Origin of the sequence: Exiguobacterium sp. s80 (genome assembly GCF_018618725.1) — a bacterium.
Lineage (GTDB): Bacteria > Bacillota > Bacilli > Exiguobacteriales > Exiguobacteriaceae > Exiguobacterium_A > Exiguobacterium_A oxidotolerans.
This window is the reverse complement of record NZ_JACSMP010000009.1, coordinates 84,784-101,153: the sequence shown is the minus strand read 5'-3', so window position 1 is coordinate 101,153 and position 16,370 is coordinate 84,784. Positions and strand designations below refer to the sequence as shown.

Below are 16,370 nucleotides of genomic sequence, written 5' to 3'. Positions count from 1 at the left end.
AACATCCGGCTCCCTCTGTTCGTTTGATAGAAATCATTTGATTCACGCGACTCCTACAGGAAAAAGCGCAAGGTGACTTGCGCTGTCAGAGACAAACAAGACCCGCTTTCCTGTCCAGAGAGGACAGGAAAACTGGCTTGTGTCTCGCCTGAGGAAAGCGCGTGAAGAAAAAGTGATTTCTTAATTCGTTTATTGTTCCAAGCCGTTCTTCTCGATGATGGCATCCGACAAGCGTAAATCCTTCCGGACGTCCGCTTGTTTTTTACATAAATCAAGGTCGACTTCGCTTGTCGTCGAGACGTCATAACAGACACCGTTCCCGGCTTTTTTCGTTAAGTCCGCTTCATAATAATAGTTTTGATAACGGAACGAACCGTCGCGGAACGCCGTCACGTTCGGTTCATCATCGACGAGCGAGTTGCCCATCATGTAGGATGACTCGAGGTTGAGCAAGTCGACGATCGTCGGAGCAATATCGATTTGTCCGCCGTTTTCTTTAATTACTTGTCCGTCCTGTTGATTCGGTTTCTTGATGAACAGCGGGACTTGGCGATCAAGTTCGAACAGGTCGACCGGATTGTCGATTTCGGCTTTCTCCCGCAGTTCGCTGCCTTCGTTCGTCAAGCCGCTGTCGTGGTCGCCGTAAAAGATTACGAGCGCGTCATCCCATATGTTTTTCGCTTTCAATTCGTCAATCATCAGTCCGACGCCTTGATCGACATAATGAACGGTCTGGTAATACCGTTTCAGCATCGGATCGTCGTACCCTGTTAAGTCGAGTTCGCGTTCGTCTTTTGGAATCTCATACGGCGTATGACTCGTCAAGGCGACGAGGAACGAGAAGAACGGCTCTTGTAACGTCTCCATATGTTCGATCGACTTCGTCAAAAACTGTTTATCATTTAAGGCCATTCCGATTTCTTTGTTGTCCGGATAATCTTTATTACTGAAAAAGTGATTGAATCCGAGGTTGTCGTAAACTTTGTCCCGGTTCCAAAACCCTTTGTCGTAGGCGTGCATTGCGGCTGTGTCATAGCCGCTGTCTTTTAACAGTTGCGGTAAGGCGCCGAACTCATTGTCCGGGAAACGGGTGTAGACCGAGCCCGACTTTAACGGGTACAGCGACGTATTCGTAATGAATTCCGCATCCGACGTCCGTCCTTCGTGCGTTTGGTGATAAAACGACTCGAAGTAGAGCGACTCCTGTTTGAGTTCGTTTAAGTGCGGCGTCAGCTCCTGCCCGTTAATCGTCTGTCCGATGACGGACCCTTGGAAGGATTCCAACTGGACCATGATGATGTTCGGTGTGTTGACAGCACCAGCCGTTTCATCCGGTGCGGATTGTTCGAGCCGTCGCCGCTCCGCTTCCGTCAATGATTCGTCCGGACTGATGGCCCGCGTGATTCCACGGGCGAGATCGACACCGTGATATCCCCAAAACCCGAGCTGGTAATAGTCCCGCATGTCGGAGATCGACTGGTCGAGCCGCTGCTCCTGTTTGACGACGGCATAGGTGAGCGGTGCTGCGAACAGCACGATGCCGGCGAGAAAAGCGGCAACCGCCGAACGACGTTGTTGTCGCTTCGCAACAGTAAACCGTTTCTTCCGTAAGAAGATTAAAACGAGTCCGAAGATGATGCTATCTGCGAACAGGAAAAAGTCGGTCGGGACGATCAGTGCCATGAAACCACTGCCGACATCACTCATCTGCAGCATTTGCGACATCAGGGAAACGGACAGTAAATCGTCAAAGTAGCGGTAATACCAAAGATCTGAGACTAACAGGAAACTATGTAGCACTAACAGACCAAGCCAAATCCAGCGCCGTTTCTTCCACTGAATGAGCAAGGTCCAGCTCGATAACAGCAACATCCCGGCCAGGTTCAACAGGACGAGCTTAAATGAAACTTCTGTGTTCGTATAAAAGCTGAAGAGTGAAAATTTCAGCATACCTAACAGTAAATAAAATGCATAACCGAATCCGATCATCAAAGCCAACCTCCTTGTCTGTATCATCGTTGTATGATGCTATTTACCCTATAACAAAAGCGAAGGAACATCACGATGTGCTAAAAATTGTGAAATGGTATATTCGTTTATTTTATAAAATATAAAAAAGGGGTTTGGAATAATTTGGTGAATTTATTCATAAAGAACGATTTAGTAGGGGGAATAGCGATGACGAACAAAGAATTAGCGGTACGGTTTCAGACGTTCGCGGAACGCGAGTGTAAGGACTCGAGCCCGTTTTATGAGTACTTATCCCGTCACGTCGCGTGTGACACAGCGATCTTGACAATATGCCAACAGGCACGGGACGGACAACCGGTACCGAACCTCTTGTTTGGTGCCGTTCATTATCTGTTACTCAAAGGGGTCGAGCATCCGTTAGCCCGGTATTATCCGAGTGTGACGACGGACGCCGCACCGTTCGATGAGTCATTTCCGGCTTTTCAGGATTTTTGCCGGGTCTACGAAACGGAATTGATTGAGTTGCTGACGACGCGTCTCGTCCAAACGAACGAAGTCCGGCGCTGTACGTATCTCTATCCGGTCTTCGGGATGATTCATCAAGCCGAACAGCGTCCGCTCGCGTTACTTGAGATCGGTACGAGTGCCGGTCTGCAGTTGCTGTTCGACCAGTACGCATATGACTACGGAACGGGGGAGACGTTCGGAAATCCGGCGTCGCGTCTTCGTTTGACGTCGACAATCGAAGGTGAGCATGTTCCACCGCTTGCACGGACAGCACCGCCGATCGCGGAGCGAATCGGACTCGACCTGAATACCGTTGATTTGACGGATGACGACGAACGACTATGGTTAAAGGCATTGATTTGGACGGAACACCGTGAGCGGCTTGAACTGTTTGAACAGGCGGCACGTTACGTCGCCGAACATCCGCTCGAGCTGATTGAAGGGGACGGGATTCAACTTCTTGAACCATGTGCCGAGCGAATTCCGACAGCGCATATCCTCTGTATTTTTCATACCCATGTCGCGAATCAGTTGCCGCTTGCGCTGAAAAAAGAACTGCTTCACGTCGTTGAACAAATCGGACAGACGCGTGACGTCTATCACCTGTACAATAACGTCCAGGACCGTTATTTGCACCTCGATCTGTACCGGGACGGGGCACTCCAGGAACAGACGATTGCTGAAACGGACGGGCACGGGCGTTGGTTCAAATGGTTGTTGCCGACTGCATCCGTTCTTCCGAACTAAGAAAAAAAGAGAAGCAGGCATCGAAGTTCAGTCACAAAAAACCTTAGGATCAAGATAAAGGCGTTTTTTTACAGACAAAATGGGAAAAGATAACCTGTACATCCATTGTCCGTCACTGTCGTAGAAAAGGAGCGATTCCATGTCTAATGTGAAATTAGCAGTCATTTACTACAGTTCGACCGGTACCAATCATCAACTCGCCACGTGGGCGAAAGAGGCAGGGGAAGCTGCCGGAGCAGAAGTCCGCCTTGCAAAAGTTAAAGAAACCGCACCGGCGGAAGCGATTGCCTCGAATCCACTTTGGCAAAAACATACGGACGCGACACGTGACGTCGAAGAAGCAACCGTCGACTTACTCGACTGGGCGGACGCAATCATCTTTAGTGTGCCGACGCGTTATGGACATGTCCCAGGTCAATTCCAACAATTCCTTGATACGACGGGAGGACTTTGGGGACAAGGAAAACTTGTCGATAAAGTCGTCAGTGCAATGTCTTCTGCACAAAACCCGCATGGTGGTCAGGAAACGACCGTCCTTGCCGTCTATGCGACGATGTTCCACTGGGGTGCAATCGTTGCGGCACCTGGCTATTCGGATCCGGTGCTGTTTGCAGCAGGAGGGAACCCGTACGGAACGACGGTCACCGTCGACCAGGAAGGGAAGATGGTTGAGTCAGTTGAACCTGCCGTCCGTCATCAAGCAAAACGGACAGTCGAAGTGGCGAGCCGTCTCCTGAAGTAAGAGCGCAAATTCAAGCAATCAAAAAAGGACGATCGATAGCGTTTATCGATTGTCCTTTTTGTATGAAGTGTGTAGTTGAAATCAAGCATTCGGATGGCGCAATGGCAAGTCGACGGTGAAAGTCGATCCTTCACCTTCGATGGATTCGACGTGGATTTCACCGTCATGAGCACGGGCGATTTCGCGACAAATCGATAGACCCAGTCCAGTCCCGCCGATTTTGCGTGTATCCGAGTTATCGACCCGGTAGAATTTTTGGAATAATTCACCCATCGCAGAAGTCGGAATCCCGATTCCGTGGTCACGAATCGCGACGGAAGCCTGCGTATCGCGAACCGCTAATTCGATATCGATGGCTCCGCCGGCCGGTGAATATTTGATGGCATTGTTGATTAGGTTCCCGAACAATTGACGGATTTTTTTCGCATCGCCTTCGATTAACAGATGCGTTACATCGTGTGAGACGGTAATCACATGAGTCGTCGAAGAGAGACCGTGGAATTGTTTCAGGTCTTCAATCAGTTCGACTAAATCAAACGATTCAAACTCATATTCCTGACGGTCTGCTTCCATCCGTTGTAAATCCAGGAAATCGTTAATCAGTAGAGATAAGCGTTTTGTCTCTGAGTGAACGGCTTCGAGGTAAGTCTTTTGCCGCTTCGGTGACAGCTCACGTTCAATCATCAATTCGGTAAATCCGTAAATCGATGACAAGGGTGTCCGTAATTCGTGCGAAATCGTCGAAACGAGTTCATTTTTTAAACGATCGATTTCGACTTCGTTCGTGACGTCACGCATAACGAGCATGATGCCACGGAACTGACCACCGTAGTGGATTTTTTCAGAATACGTTTTGATGAAACGTTTTTCCTGATCGATCGAGAACAGGATACCTTCACCGGTTTCGTGCTCAATAAAGGTTTGATGCAAATAACGCTCAAACTCAGGCAGTTGGTCAACCCGGTATTTTAAATTGACGATCGATTCATCAATATCAAGCAACCAGTCGACTTCCGAATCTTGTTCGATTGAATGGTTGAATAGATCAAGTAACGGCCGGTTAATTAACTGATTGGAGCCGTCCGGTTCAATGTAGACGACGGACTCACGGATTGAGTTTAGAAGACGGGATGTCTTCTCACGTTCACGGTCGATCTCATCAAACGTTCGCATCCGAAGCAGGGATAGGGCGAGTTGACGTGAGAAGGTCGCAAGTTCTTCTTGTTCTTGTTTGTTGAAGGCCATGTCTAGACGCATTAAATAGATATAGGCAATGATTTCATCCGTACTCGGATCAAGAACCGGAGTAACGGCTAAGGCGCGTTCAGCATTTTGTGCCGTATGCGGTATCTTATCACGGCGCGCTTGACGGATTAATGGTTCAATCGTCGCGATCAAGGTGTCCTGTTCTTGATCTGTCATCGCGTGCGAGATGATATTGGTTACAGTCGTTCCTTCTTTAAAGATAAGTGATCCATGCGTCGACCCTGTAATTTCAACCATTTTTTCGATGACAGCAGGATAAGCCGTCACGGAGTCACGGGAAGCAAGCGTCTCTGTCAGTTGGTTCCGTATTTTTAGTAATGCTTCATTGCGTAACGTCACTTTGAGTGCTTGTTCCAAGTTATCGTTCGTCGACATCAGGCGATGCTTGTTATCAATCAGGGCGGATGCCATCTGATGAAACGATTTACTAAGTTCGCCGATTTCGTCAGAGCGTTCAATCGGAATCAGTGGTGCTGTATGTTGTCCTTGCGCGAGCAATTTACTTTCTTTACTCAGCAGTTGGATTTGACGCGTCGTCCGTTCGATGAAAGGACGAACGAGGAGTAACACGACGAGAAACAGGACTGCTAGGTTGATTAACCAAATCCAACCGGCGTATTTCGTCTGTTGAACGAGTTGGTCTTTTGCTGTTGCTTCCTTTGCGTTTAAGCTGTTTCGGTAACTCGTAAAGACACTTTCCATCGTGTTGACACTCGTGCGCATCGTTTCGCTATCGGAAGCATCCATTTTAAATTTCCGGTCAGGGTCTGACGGAATGTCTGGCATCATTGCTTTTAAACTCGGCATCTCAAGAAACGTTTCATCAATCGCTCCTGACTGTTTCGCTTGGACGTAACGGATGAGACTCGGCATGACGAATTTCGTATACGACGTATAGAGCGATCGGATGTCAGTCGCATAAATTTGATCAGCTTCATAAATCCGATTTTGTTCGAACCATTTCGTCTGGCGCTCGAGTGATGCTTGTTTCGACTCGATCACATCCATGACGGCGTCATCTCCGAAGACGACATAGCCCCTGACTTCATACTGAAGCGACTGCCATGTATCCCAGAGCTTCGTCGCGCGGTCTTCTCTGGTGCTGATATCGTCAATCCTACTTTCGGCATTAGCGACTTGATGATTTGTATAAAAGTAAGCAGCAATCGAGGTCGTTGAAAGTACAAGTAAGATAAGATAAAAAGCGAACATGATTTGCCGACTGATTTTTTTATTTAACCATTTATTCATATAATTTTTAAATGCTCCTTTACGTCAGCGTATATATGCATTAGATGTAACTTGTGTACATATTTTTCTTATCATAATCGTACATTTTTTAGACTTAAAAATATAGAAGAAAAGTTAAAATATCTTTAATATGAGAAATTAACATTAGAAAAGACATACTGATTGACAGTATGCCTGAGCGTAGAATTGACCTTAGTTAAGTTAGTGTTTTACTTGAATGGCTTGGGTGAAGTGACCGGATCATGCTTCTGCGACGACGACCTTCCCGATCGTCTTCCCACTTTCGACGAGACGATGGGCTTCTTTTAAGTTTGCTGCATTGATGTCGGTCAAGGTTTTGGTGACCGTCGTTTCTAACTCCTCTGCATCGATCCACGCCGCGACTTGCGTCAAGATATCGTGTTGGCGCATCATGTCAGGCGTTTGGAACAGGGACCGGGTGAACATGAATTCCCAGACGAAGTTCGCACTCTTCTGTTGCAAGGCACTTAAATCAAGCAATTTGTCGGTCTCGACGATGCTGCAAATACTTCCTTGCGGCGCAATGACATCGACCATCGCTTCAAAATGCTGATCGGTCGCATTCAAACAAAAGATGTAGTCGACGTACGAATAGCCGAGTGCTTCCAGTTGCGGGCGGAAGTCCTCATGGTGGTTGATCGTATGGTGTGCCCCGTGTGCTTTCGCCCAGTCAATCGTTTCACTGCGCGAAGCCGTCCCGATGACGGTCAGTCCGGCTTTGTTCGCGAGTTGCGTCGCGATGGAACCGACACCTCCGGCTGCACCGACGATTAAAATCGTCTTGTCGAGGTTCGACTTGGCGTCAAACGAGATATGGAGGCGATCGGTTAATGCTTCGTATGCCGTTAGTGTCGTCAGTGGTAAGGCTGCTGCTTCAGCAAACGTCAACCGTTCCGGTTTTTTCGCGACGATTCGCTCGTCGACGAGTTGGAACGTACTGTTTGATCCCGGACGATCGATGGCACCGGCATAATAGACTTCGTCACCGACTTCAAACCGTCCGACGTCATTCCCGACTTCGACGATGATTCCGGCAGCATCATACCCGATGACTTTCGGTTCTGTTTCATCTTGACCGTGTGCCCGGACTTTCGTATCGACCGGATTGACGGAAACGGCTTTGACTTCGACGAGTACATCATGACCAGTCGCTTCCGGACGTGGCAGTTCAAGATTAATCAAACTATTCTCTTCTGTAATCGGCAAGTGTTGGTGAAATCCAACGGCTTTCATCTGTGTCATCTGTCGTCATCCTTTCCTGTTTCAGGTATCTCTTCAAAATGTTCCACCGTGTAGCTGAAATGAAACGTCTACAGAAAGAAGGAAACGCTAACGCTTTGAATGCTAATTGTGCGTCAACAAAAAAAGCCCCATCGATCAGACGACGCATTTAAAGATGCGCAGCCGTGTGAGTAAGGGGCTTTTTGAATGAGTATTATAATGCAGGTGTTTTTGTCGGGGCGACTCCAGTAGTTGCGTAAGTTGCATCGATGTCTTGGCGGATTTTTTTGATCGGTGTTCCTTGTTGGTAGGCGACGATGGATTGTGCCGCGATATCGAGACATGTCCCGCATGTGATGCCGTGTGTCGTCCACGTCGTTTCACCTGCTGCTGTCTGATCGGCGATGAAACAGTCATAGTTACTCGTATGACCGGCTGTCTCACCGCATCCACAGTAACACGGCATCTTTTCAAGTAAGTCTTGATGCTTGGCGACGGCAAGATAAATCGTTTGGATCGATTCATCGGTTTCTTTTAAGAAAGCGGGTGCAATCGTCTTGGCACTCGTTTTTTCGAGTTGATCCCCTGCACCGTGCGTCTCGTGCTCTGCATGTTCTGTGCTCATCTGCTTGTCTGTATGTTGTTCCGCTGGGGCACAAGCGCCGAGCGCTAGACTTGCCGTCAACGTTAGTGTAAACCAACGTACTTGTCGTTTCATGAACTTCCCTCCAAATCGATTTCCTCTATCAGTCAGTATACCGTGTCGTTTAATCGATTTGAGAGGGGGATGATGACGATTTAATGACTAGCTCATTTCAATTGTTGTTCAATCGTATCGAAGTTCGCTTCCATCATCGTCAAATAGGTCGATCCGTCTTTTCCTTCGGCACCGAGTGAATCGGTGTAGAGCGTACCACCGATCGGGACGCCGGTTTCACGCGAGACAGTTTCCATGCTCCGACGATCGACGCTCGTTTCGACGAACAGGACGGGAATCTCTTGTTGTTTAATCAAGTCGACGACGCGGCGAACTTGATCCGGCGTCCCTTGGTTATCTGAATTGATTTCCCAAATGTAATCGGCTTTAAAATCGTAAGCATCGCTAAAGTATTTAAAAGCACCTTCGCTCGTAATCAGGTGACGTTGTTCTTCCGGTATCCGGGCAAAGCGTTCTTTTGCTCGCGTATCGAGTGTTTCAAGTTCTTGAATATAGGACGATGCATTTTTTTCATAATCAGCTTTATGTTCCGGGTCTTCTTTAATGAGACCGTCTTTGACATTTTCGACATACTGAATTCCGTTTTGAAGATCGAGCCATGCATGGGGATCGGTTTCCTGTTCTTTCCCTTTAGATGTCAGGTACTTCGGATCGACACCTTGACTCAGTTCATAGACAGGAGCATCTTTATCGTCTTTGTTCGTACTTGAACGTAATTTGTTGAACCATGAACCTCCAGCTTCAAGGTTGAGTCCGTTGTAAAAGACGACATCGGCATCTGCCATTTTTCGAACATCCGTCGGAAGTGGGTCATATTCATGCGGGTTTGCTCCGATTTTGACCATACTATGGACCTCGACGTGTTCACCGCCGACGACGCGGGCCATGTCCTCTAAAATCGAATAGGTCGTGACGACCTGAAGTTTATCGTTGTCTGTTGATTCACTTGAACATCCAGCGAGTAGCGCGCTGAGACCGACGAGTGGAATGAGCGTTTTTAATTTCATGAAGCAACCTCCTTTGTTGATGTTTTCCATTTCCGCATCAAACCGTGGCGCGGGGAAAAAATGAAGACGAACGCAAACAATGCGGTTGCGACGAGAACAATCGACGCACCGGAAGACAGATTGTACGTGAAGCTCAAGTAAAGACCGATGATGGCGGAAATCGTTCCGAAGCTGGCCGACAGGAAAATCATCCGTGAGAGCCGGTTCGTCAACAGATAGGCTGTCGCAGCAGGCGTAATCAGCATCGCGACGACGAGAATGATGCCGACGGTCTGTAAGGAGGCGACCGTGACGAGCGTCAACATCATCATCAGTAAATAATGGATAAATCGTGTCGAAAGACCGTAGGCAGCTGCCATCGTCGGGTCGAACGAGGTCACGAGTAATTCCTTGTAAAAGAGATAAATGCCACCGAGGACGATGATACCGATGATGAGGGTCATCCACATATCACTCGGACGGACGGCGAGCACGTTACCGAACAGGATGTGGTACAGGTCGCTGCTACTGCGTAAAAATGAAATCAGGATAATCCCGAGAGCGAAGGCGGACGTGAAGAGAATGCCGATCGCTGTATCATTCTTGATACGACTGTTTTGGCTGACGAATCCAATCCCGAGTGCCGTCAGCAGACCCGTTGCGACCGCTCCGATGAAGAAGTTGATTCCAAGCAAGTAGGAAATCGCGACACCGGGTAAGACGGCGTGCGAAATCGCGTCGCCCATCAAAGACATGCCGCGCAAAATGATGAAACATCCGATCACGCCGCAAATCACACCGACCATGATGGACGTGATGAGTGCTTTTTGTAAAAAATCGTATTGAAAAATCGCTTCGATGAAATTCATGAGGAGACCTCCGCTTTCTTCAAGAAGGCAAGTGGATTCCCGTAAGCCCCTTCAATCGTATCTGCTTGCAAGACCTCTTCCGGTCGACCGTACGCGATTACCGTCTTATTAAGGAGTAATAATTCGTCAAAATAATCAGCTGCCTTACTCAAATCGTGATGGACGACGATGATCGTTTTGCCTTCGTCACGCAACGTGCGCAGGAGATCGATGATGACACGTTCACTGACGACATCGACACCAACGAACGGTTCGTCGAGTAATAAAAGTTCAGCTTCCTGTGCGAGCGCACGAGCTAAGAAGACCCGTTGTTGCTGTCCACCAGACAGTTCACCGATTTGGCGGTCGGCGAACTCACTCATGCCGACGCGTTCAAGACAAGCACTCGCAAAAGCGCGGTGGTGTTTGTTCGGTCGTTTGAACAACCCGAGCTTCGGATAACAACCAATCAGTACAGCATCGATGACACGAATCGGAAAATCCCAATCGATGACACTCCGTTGCGGAACATAGGCGATTTGAGTTCGGGTCGCATCAATCGTTTGTCCGAGCAGGGTGATTTTTTCAGCTTGAGCAGGAATCAACTCCATCAAGGCTTTGATGAACGTCGATTTTCCGGCCCCGTTCGGACCGATGATGCCGACGAGCTGACCGGATAAAATGTTTAACGACACATCTTCAAGTGCCGTCGTCTCAAAATAGGAGACAGATAAGTGTTCTACTTCTATCGCGTACATCGTACATGCTCCTTTCAAATTTTAATGAAGGTATAAAAAGTTTCCTTAGGGCAAAAAAAGAACTAAAAAAATTAGATTGCATAAAGTCATGTATCATTCGTTAAACTATAAATGTTTCCTTAGGGCAAACTTTAACTGGTTTGTCTGCAAATGTCAACTGGATTCAAAGGGGGGAGCTTTTGAACATCTCATGCTAAGATAAAGAAGGAGAAAACGTGGGGGTGGTAACGTGAGTCAGTCGAATGAACAACAGTGGAAGTTATTGTTGCTGGATGCGCTGTTAAAAGAGCGTCGTGAACAAGCACAACAAGCGATTGAGGAAGTCTATCCCTATGACTTAGCAAAGCTTTATGTTGAGCTAGAACCAGTCGAGCAAGAACGGCTGCTTCGTTATCTCGATCACGAGCGTTTAGCAGATGTCATTGAGGAACTTGAGCTTGAACAACAATTAGAAGTCTTGCGTCGACTCGATGTCGAACATGCAGGTCACGTAATGGACTTGATGGAAAACGATGATTTAGTTGACCTCTTAGAAGAGCTGCAAGAAGAGGAAGTCGACCGCCTTCTGTCCGGTATGCGTCAGGATGAAGCGCTCGTCGTCCGAAACCTGCTGACCTATCCAGTCGAGACAGCCGGTCGCTTGATGACAAACCGTTTTATTTGGGTCCCGGAAGACTTCACGGTCGGAGAGACCGTCGAAAAGATGCGTGACTATATCGAGTATTCGGAAACGATTAATTATGTCTACGTCGTCAATCAGTTGAGTGAACTCGTCGGTGTCATCTCATACCGGAATTTAATTCTTGCGAATAATGCCGAGCAGATTAGTGACGTCATGGATCAAAAAGTCATCCGTGTATCGGCTGAAACCGATCAGGAAGATGTCGCGAAGATGTTCGAACGCTATGACCTCGTTTCGTTACCTGTCGTCGAAGGCGATGTACTCGTCGGTCTGATTACGGTCGATGATGCGTTAGATGTTTTACGGGAAGAAGCGAATGAGGACATCGAGAAGCTGGCAGCGTCCGGTAAGTCGATTGATTTTGAGACGAAACCACTGATTGCCGCAACACGTCGGTTGCCTTGGTTGATTTTATTACTGTTCATCGGCCTCGTTTCCGGTTCGATCATCAGTCAGTTTGAGGAGACACTATCGAAAGTCGTTGCGCTCGCCTTCTTCATGCCGATGATTGCCGGGATGACCGGAAACACAGGAACGCAATCACTTGCGGTCGTTGTCCGGGGGTTGATTACACGGGAAGTCGACAAAAAGGTCGTTACGCGTTTGATTTTACGGGAATTCCGCGTCGGTTTAATCATCGGGGTGACGTGTGGAATTTTAATCGCCATCATTGCCTATGTCTGGCAGGGAAATCCGATTCTTGGTCTCGTCGTCGGTAGTTCGTTAATCATCACGTTGATTTTCGGAACGCTCGCCGGGACAATCATTCCGCTGATTTTGCACCGGTTGAAGATTGACCCGGCGATTGCCTCGGGTCCACTCATTACGACGCTCAATGACATCTTGTCGTTACTCGTTTATTTCGGGATTGCGACTGCCTTTATCAATCATTTGATGTGAAACATTGAAGAAGCACGCCTGACGATATGTCAGGCGTGCTTCTTTCGTGTAGACGAAGTTGCAGTTGTGAAAGGAGAGCGTCGTTCTTTTCGTTGTTTTCCCCGCAGGAGTCAACGAAACATGATGCTTTTTAGGCGTGTCGCTTTGAAGACGAGAAAGCGCTATAAGGCAGTACACCTACATGAACTCTTCGACCTCGATAAGCGATACATCGCCTGAATCAAGGCGTCATCCGTGTCCAAACAGCGAGCGGACCGATATCATCAAATCCGGCTTCGAGTGCTGTGATCAGTTGATCGCCATACTCGTAGCCGACGATTCGTTGCCCGGGAAAATGGGCTGAACTGAGCCGAATGACATCGTCCCATAAGCGCTCGTCTAGATAATCCGATGTTAAATGCGAAAGTCCCGTCGTCTGTCCGTTCGAAAAAGCGATAAAGGCAGCTTGTTGTTGATCGGAGAAAAACAGGCGGACCTCTTTTCGATTGAATAGGTCACGTGGTAAGTCATGGACGTCGACGAGTTTGAAAAACTGTTCTGCAAGCCGCACGTTTGTCACGACCGTCCAGTCAGGCGGCAGGGCCAGACGATCATAAATCGGTTGGCGTGCAATCCACTCTGCTGTAAAGAGATGAGTCAGACCGTCTTTTGAAAAATCATAGCTCGCCGTACAATCTTTGATACTGCTTGCTGTATCGAACGTCAAGTGTTGATGGGGCGTCCGAATCATCACTTCTGGATACAGTGCAGGCACGTCTCCGGTCGCAATCCATTGATCGTCCGTTTCCTTTACGGTACAGCCGTGGAGCTCACAGATGAGCCGACACCAGTCGAAGTTGTTTTGAATCGCGGCTTGTCGCATCGGACGTTCTCCCTTCATCAATCTTCGTCGGGTTGCTTAATCAATACGTACGAGAGGGTAGCAATCAAGGTCAGGAACAGACCGCATCCAATCGTAATGTAGGCCATCGTGAAGATTTTACTAAGTGTCGTCGTCGGAACGAACGTCGGGTGACCAATCGTACTGAGCGTCGTGATGCAGAAATAGAGAGCATCGACGATCGATAAATTTTCTTCGGTGCTATAGAAAATTGTTCCGGAAACTAACGTCAACAAACAGAGGAACAGGAGTCCCTGGAAATAAGAAATCTGAAACGCTCGTCGAATGCCTTTGAACAACCGTGAAAAAATCGCTAAAAATGAAATCATACAAATCTCCTTAATGCTGACGCAATGTTTTGTCCATCGTATCATGAATCCGGTAATCATTTTTACCGTTGTTTTTGACGTCATACATCGCCTGGTCTGCATGGTGAATCAATGTATCAAGGTTGATCCCGTGGTCAGGTGAGAAACTGATCCCGATACTCGTTCGGATGTCGATTAATTCTTCAGCTAGCGTGAAAGGATTGACTTGGAACCGCTCGAGCAAGGACGTCGCGAAGTGGTGCAGCTGTTCTGGTGTCTGATCATAGAGCAATAAGAAAAATTCATCGCCTCCGACACGTGCCGCAAATCCGATTTCTGCAACATGTTCTTCTAGCAGCTGTGCGATGTGAATTAAATATTCATCACCGATTTGATGACCGAACGTATCGTTGATCGCTTTGAATCCGTCGAGATCGACGACGGCAATCGAGCAACTCGCGTGTTGTAAGAGTTCCGCCGCGGCTGTTTCGTAAAAGCTGCGTCGGTTCGGAATCTTCGTCAAGGGATCGTTATAGGCGAAGAAACGAATCGCTTGTTCCGCCTCTTTCGAAGCTTGAATGTCACGAATGAGCAACATCCCATGCAGTTCTTGTTCGATGAAAACGAAATCCCCATCCATGACGACATACCGTTCCTGTTTTTGAATCGTCGCGACTTTCGTTTCGTATTCGATGAATTGATTAGAAGAGTCAAAGTGGTGTGTGTAATGTTCGAGCCAGTCCGTTCGCTTGTTTTGCGGCAAGTAATCAAGGAACGACTGTCCGACGAGTTCCGTTTCTTCGAGCAGTTGATAGGCGGCCGGATTAGCACTTTCGATGACGCCACTGCGGTCTAGAAGAACGATGGCTGACGGGTTCAAGTTGTAGAGTGTCGCGAAGCGTGTTTGATAAGAAGCCAAGAAATCAAATCGACGCATTGACATCGTGATGGCAGCCGCCCAAAAGAGTCCGCCATACATATACGCATACGGTGGGATCTTGCCGTAAAACGAAAAGTAACCGAACAAAATGTTCCAGATGAGTGTGAGCGAAGCAGCGAAAATCAGTAAGGTGATAATCCCCCGCCGCGCATCGTTTAATTGTTTGCGTGTATAAACAAGTAACGTGAAGACCAAGGTGTGAAACACGTTTCCGACGGTGATTGTAATTAAATAAGATGAATTGAATTCTGGGTAGATGAACAGACCGACTTGTTCAAAACGTTGGCTGTTGATGACATTCGTTTGAAAGAGATAAGTTACGAGGACGATGAGCATCGGTGCATAAAAAATCCCGGGATACAAAAAACGGGGGATTTTTTTTCGAAGATTTGAGACACGAAAGATAAAGTGAAGAGACGTACTAAATACAAGTAATCCGGCATTTCCGAACCAGTACGTCACGAAAGCCGGACTCATTTCAATCGGCGAAGCATTTCGGAAAAATTCGCCTAAGAACATCATCCCGTAAGCAAATGTGAACAGACTTAACAGGCGGTGTTCCGCTCGTTTCGGGTTGCGTAAGAAAATGTCGACGGACATATAAAACATGATGAACGTGGGTAGTAGATAAACCGCGGTAAACAAAAATAATGTCGTCATGACAAGACCGCCCTTTCTAAGCTGTAGGTATATAGTCTCAGTATAGGACGTCTGACGAGAGGATGACGGCGTTTTTTTTACAAGAGGGAAATCATTCAAGATTTAATGTCAATTGACGTGTCTTCGTGATACCGATTAATCCAGACGGATCGGCAGATGTCTTATGCGCGACGAAAGCCTCGTCGACCGGTGTCGTGCGGACGCGCAGCGGTTTTGGTTCTTTCATGTGGACGAGGGCATAAACCAACTCAGCGATTTCACGCGATGCTTGGCGCGTCGCATGGTGTTTCCGGTACAGACGTAAATAATTTTCGACGATTGGTTTAAAATCATCCTCATGCAAGCCGCCTGACTGCTCGAGCTGGTCAAGAACGTTTGCCGTGAAGTTCGTCTCGACGGCACCGGGCTCAATCAGTGTCACATCAATTGAAAAGAACGGTTTGTAATAGGTCGCGAGGCTTTCGAGTAAACCTTCGACGGCAAATTTGCTCGCACAATAAATTTCATTGAGTGGTTGTCCGACGAGTCCGCTCGTACTTGAAGTCGCGAGCAAGTGACTCCCGTGCGGTGCCGCTTTTAACAGGGGCAGACACTGTTCAATCGTTCGCATCACGCCAAAGACGTTCGTCTCAAACAGTTGGTTGATCTCATAACTCGTCGCCTGCCCGATTGCCCGCAGTAAGCCTTGGCCGGCATTACAAAACAAGACATCGAGATGACCGACCTCTTGTTCGATTTGGTGAGAAGCTGCTTTCAAACTTGTCGTATCCGTGACATCAAGTGTAATGAAGCGAAGGTGAGTGGAACTAAAGTCTTCAAGTGTTTCCGTTCGTTCGCGTACCTCCGCGTAAACTGTCCATCCGGATTCAGCAAAGCGACGAGCTGTCGCTAATCCGATTCCTGACGAGGCACCCGTAATTAACATGGATTTCATATCGTCGTCCCTCCTTATCTAATGTGGCAT

At 47.8% G+C, this 16,370-nt stretch carries 14 protein-coding genes; 3 read left to right on the top strand and 11 right to left on the bottom strand.

What is annotated here, in order from left to right; translation table 11 throughout:
- Window positions 1-189: 189 nt before the first annotated feature.
- Window positions 190-1,989, bottom strand: coding sequence for an LTA synthase family protein (locus KNP94_RS13810; protein WP_215115852.1), 1,800 nt, complete (start codon window positions 1,987-1,989; stop codon window positions 190-192).
- A 189-nt stretch (window positions 1,990-2,178) separates the two neighbouring features.
- On the opposite strand from KNP94_RS13810, the gene KNP94_RS13805 reads away from it, so the two are divergent.
- Both KNP94_RS13805 and wrbA read left to right on the top strand, forming a co-directional pair.
- On the top strand, window positions 2,179-3,225 hold the full coding sequence (locus KNP94_RS13805; RefSeq protein ID WP_215115851.1) for a DUF2332 domain-containing protein: 1,047 nt from the start codon (window positions 2,179-2,181) through the stop codon (window positions 3,223-3,225).
- Window positions 3,226-3,364: 139 nt separating this feature from the next.
- On the top strand, window positions 3,365-3,967 hold the full coding sequence (wrbA, locus tag KNP94_RS13800; protein WP_088838019.1) for an NAD(P)H:quinone oxidoreductase: 603 nt from the start codon (window positions 3,365-3,367) through the stop codon (window positions 3,965-3,967).
- Between the two features lie 81 nt (window positions 3,968-4,048).
- On the opposite strand, the gene KNP94_RS13795 is transcribed toward wrbA, so the two are convergent.
- The 6 genes from KNP94_RS13795 to KNP94_RS13770 form a co-directional block, all read right to left on the bottom strand.
- The gene (locus tag KNP94_RS13795; protein ID WP_214767826.1) at window positions 4,049-6,484 is read right to left on the bottom strand and encodes a HAMP domain-containing sensor histidine kinase; all 2,436 of its coding nucleotides are present in this window, start codon (window positions 6,482-6,484) and stop codon (window positions 4,049-4,051) included.
- 240 nt (window positions 6,485-6,724) lie between these two features.
- Window positions 6,725-7,747 carry a zinc-binding alcohol dehydrogenase family protein gene (locus KNP94_RS13790; protein WP_214846132.1) on the bottom strand — a complete coding sequence of 341 codons (1,023 nt, stop codon included), beginning with the start codon at window positions 7,745-7,747 and terminating at the stop codon, window positions 6,725-6,727.
- Between the two features lie 193 nt (window positions 7,748-7,940).
- Window positions 7,941-8,444 carry a PCYCGC motif-containing (lipo)protein gene (locus KNP94_RS13785; protein ID WP_088838016.1) on the bottom strand — a complete coding sequence of 168 codons (504 nt, stop codon included), beginning with the start codon at window positions 8,442-8,444 and terminating at the stop codon, window positions 7,941-7,943.
- Window positions 8,445-8,536: 92 nt separating this feature from the next.
- Window positions 8,537-9,451 (bottom strand): metal ABC transporter substrate-binding protein, encoded by a 915-nt coding sequence (locus KNP94_RS13780; protein WP_088838015.1) that lies wholly within the window; start codon window positions 9,449-9,451, stop codon window positions 8,537-8,539.
- The gene (locus tag KNP94_RS13775; RefSeq protein ID WP_215115850.1) at window positions 9,448-10,299 is read right to left on the bottom strand and encodes a metal ABC transporter permease; all 852 of its coding nucleotides are present in this window, start codon (window positions 10,297-10,299) and stop codon (window positions 9,448-9,450) included. The genes KNP94_RS13780 and KNP94_RS13775 overlap by 4 nt, the downstream gene beginning before the upstream one ends.
- Window positions 10,296-11,036, bottom strand: coding sequence for a metal ABC transporter ATP-binding protein (locus KNP94_RS13770; RefSeq protein WP_214802914.1), 741 nt, complete (start codon window positions 11,034-11,036; stop codon window positions 10,296-10,298). The genes KNP94_RS13775 and KNP94_RS13770 overlap by 4 nt, the downstream gene beginning before the upstream one ends.
- A gap of 229 nt (window positions 11,037-11,265) precedes the next feature.
- Here KNP94_RS13770 and mgtE point away from each other — a divergent pair, with 229 nt between their 5' ends.
- Entirely contained in the window at window positions 11,266-12,618 is a 1,353-nt protein-coding gene (mgtE, locus tag KNP94_RS13765; RefSeq protein ID WP_215115849.1) for a magnesium transporter, read from the top strand.
- 220 nt (window positions 12,619-12,838) lie between these two features.
- On the opposite strand, the gene KNP94_RS13760 is transcribed toward mgtE, so the two are convergent.
- The 4 genes from KNP94_RS13760 to KNP94_RS13745 form a co-directional block, all read right to left on the bottom strand.
- Window positions 12,839-13,480: a hypothetical protein gene (locus KNP94_RS13760; protein ID WP_088838011.1), complete on the bottom strand. Its 642-nt coding sequence runs from the start codon at window positions 13,478-13,480 to the stop codon at window positions 12,839-12,841.
- A 17-nt stretch (window positions 13,481-13,497) separates the two neighbouring features.
- On the bottom strand, window positions 13,498-13,827 hold the full coding sequence (locus KNP94_RS13755) for a potassium channel family protein (RefSeq protein ID WP_029331830.1): 330 nt from the start codon (window positions 13,825-13,827) through the stop codon (window positions 13,498-13,500).
- 10 nt (window positions 13,828-13,837) lie between these two features.
- Window positions 13,838-15,406 carry a GGDEF domain-containing protein gene (locus KNP94_RS13750; RefSeq protein ID WP_088838010.1) on the bottom strand — a complete coding sequence of 523 codons (1,569 nt, stop codon included), beginning with the start codon at window positions 15,404-15,406 and terminating at the stop codon, window positions 13,838-13,840.
- 91 nt (window positions 15,407-15,497) lie between these two features.
- The gene (locus tag KNP94_RS13745) at window positions 15,498-16,340 is read right to left on the bottom strand and encodes an SDR family NAD(P)-dependent oxidoreductase (RefSeq protein ID WP_215115848.1); all 843 of its coding nucleotides are present in this window, start codon (window positions 16,338-16,340) and stop codon (window positions 15,498-15,500) included.
- Between the last annotated feature and the right edge of the window lie 30 nt (window positions 16,341-16,370).

Bases quoted from the DNA above. Each gene is read 5' to 3' on its own strand.
- KNP94_RS13750 (WP_088838010.1), bottom strand. From the start codon at position 15,406: ATGACGACATTATTTTTGTTTACCGCGGTTTATCTACTACCCACGTTC.
- wrbA (WP_088838019.1), top strand. From the start codon at position 3,365: ATGTCTAATGTGAAATTAGCAGTCATTTACTACAGTTCGACCGGTACC.
- KNP94_RS13780 (WP_088838015.1), bottom strand. From the start codon at position 9,451: ATGAAATTAAAAACGCTCATTCCACTCGTCGGTCTCAGCGCGCTACTC.
- KNP94_RS13770 (WP_214802914.1), bottom strand. From the start codon at position 11,036: ATGTACGCGATAGAAGTAGAACACTTATCTGTCTCCTATTTTGAGACG.
- KNP94_RS13760 (WP_088838011.1), bottom strand. From the start codon at position 13,480: ATGCGACAAGCCGCGATTCAAAACAACTTCGACTGGTGTCGGCTCATC.
- KNP94_RS13805 (WP_215115851.1), top strand. From the start codon at position 2,179: ATGACGAACAAAGAATTAGCGGTACGGTTTCAGACGTTCGCGGAACGC.
- KNP94_RS13810 (WP_215115852.1), bottom strand. From the start codon at position 1,989: ATGATCGGATTCGGTTATGCATTTTATTTACTGTTAGGTATGCTGAAA.
- KNP94_RS13775 (WP_215115850.1), bottom strand. From the start codon at position 10,299: ATGAATTTCATCGAAGCGATTTTTCAATACGATTTTTTACAAAAAGCA.
- KNP94_RS13790 (WP_214846132.1), bottom strand. From the start codon at position 7,747: ATGACACAGATGAAAGCCGTTGGATTTCACCAACACTTGCCGATTACA.
- KNP94_RS13755 (WP_029331830.1), bottom strand. From the start codon at position 13,827: ATGATTTCATTTTTAGCGATTTTTTCACGGTTGTTCAAAGGCATTCGA.
- KNP94_RS13745 (WP_215115848.1), bottom strand. From the start codon at position 16,340: ATGAAATCCATGTTAATTACGGGTGCCTCGTCAGGAATCGGATTAGCG.
- KNP94_RS13795 (WP_214767826.1), bottom strand. From the start codon at position 6,484: ATGAATAAATGGTTAAATAAAAAAATCAGTCGGCAAATCATGTTCGCT.
- KNP94_RS13785 (WP_088838016.1), bottom strand. From the start codon at position 8,444: ATGAAACGACAAGTACGTTGGTTTACACTAACGTTGACGGCAAGTCTA.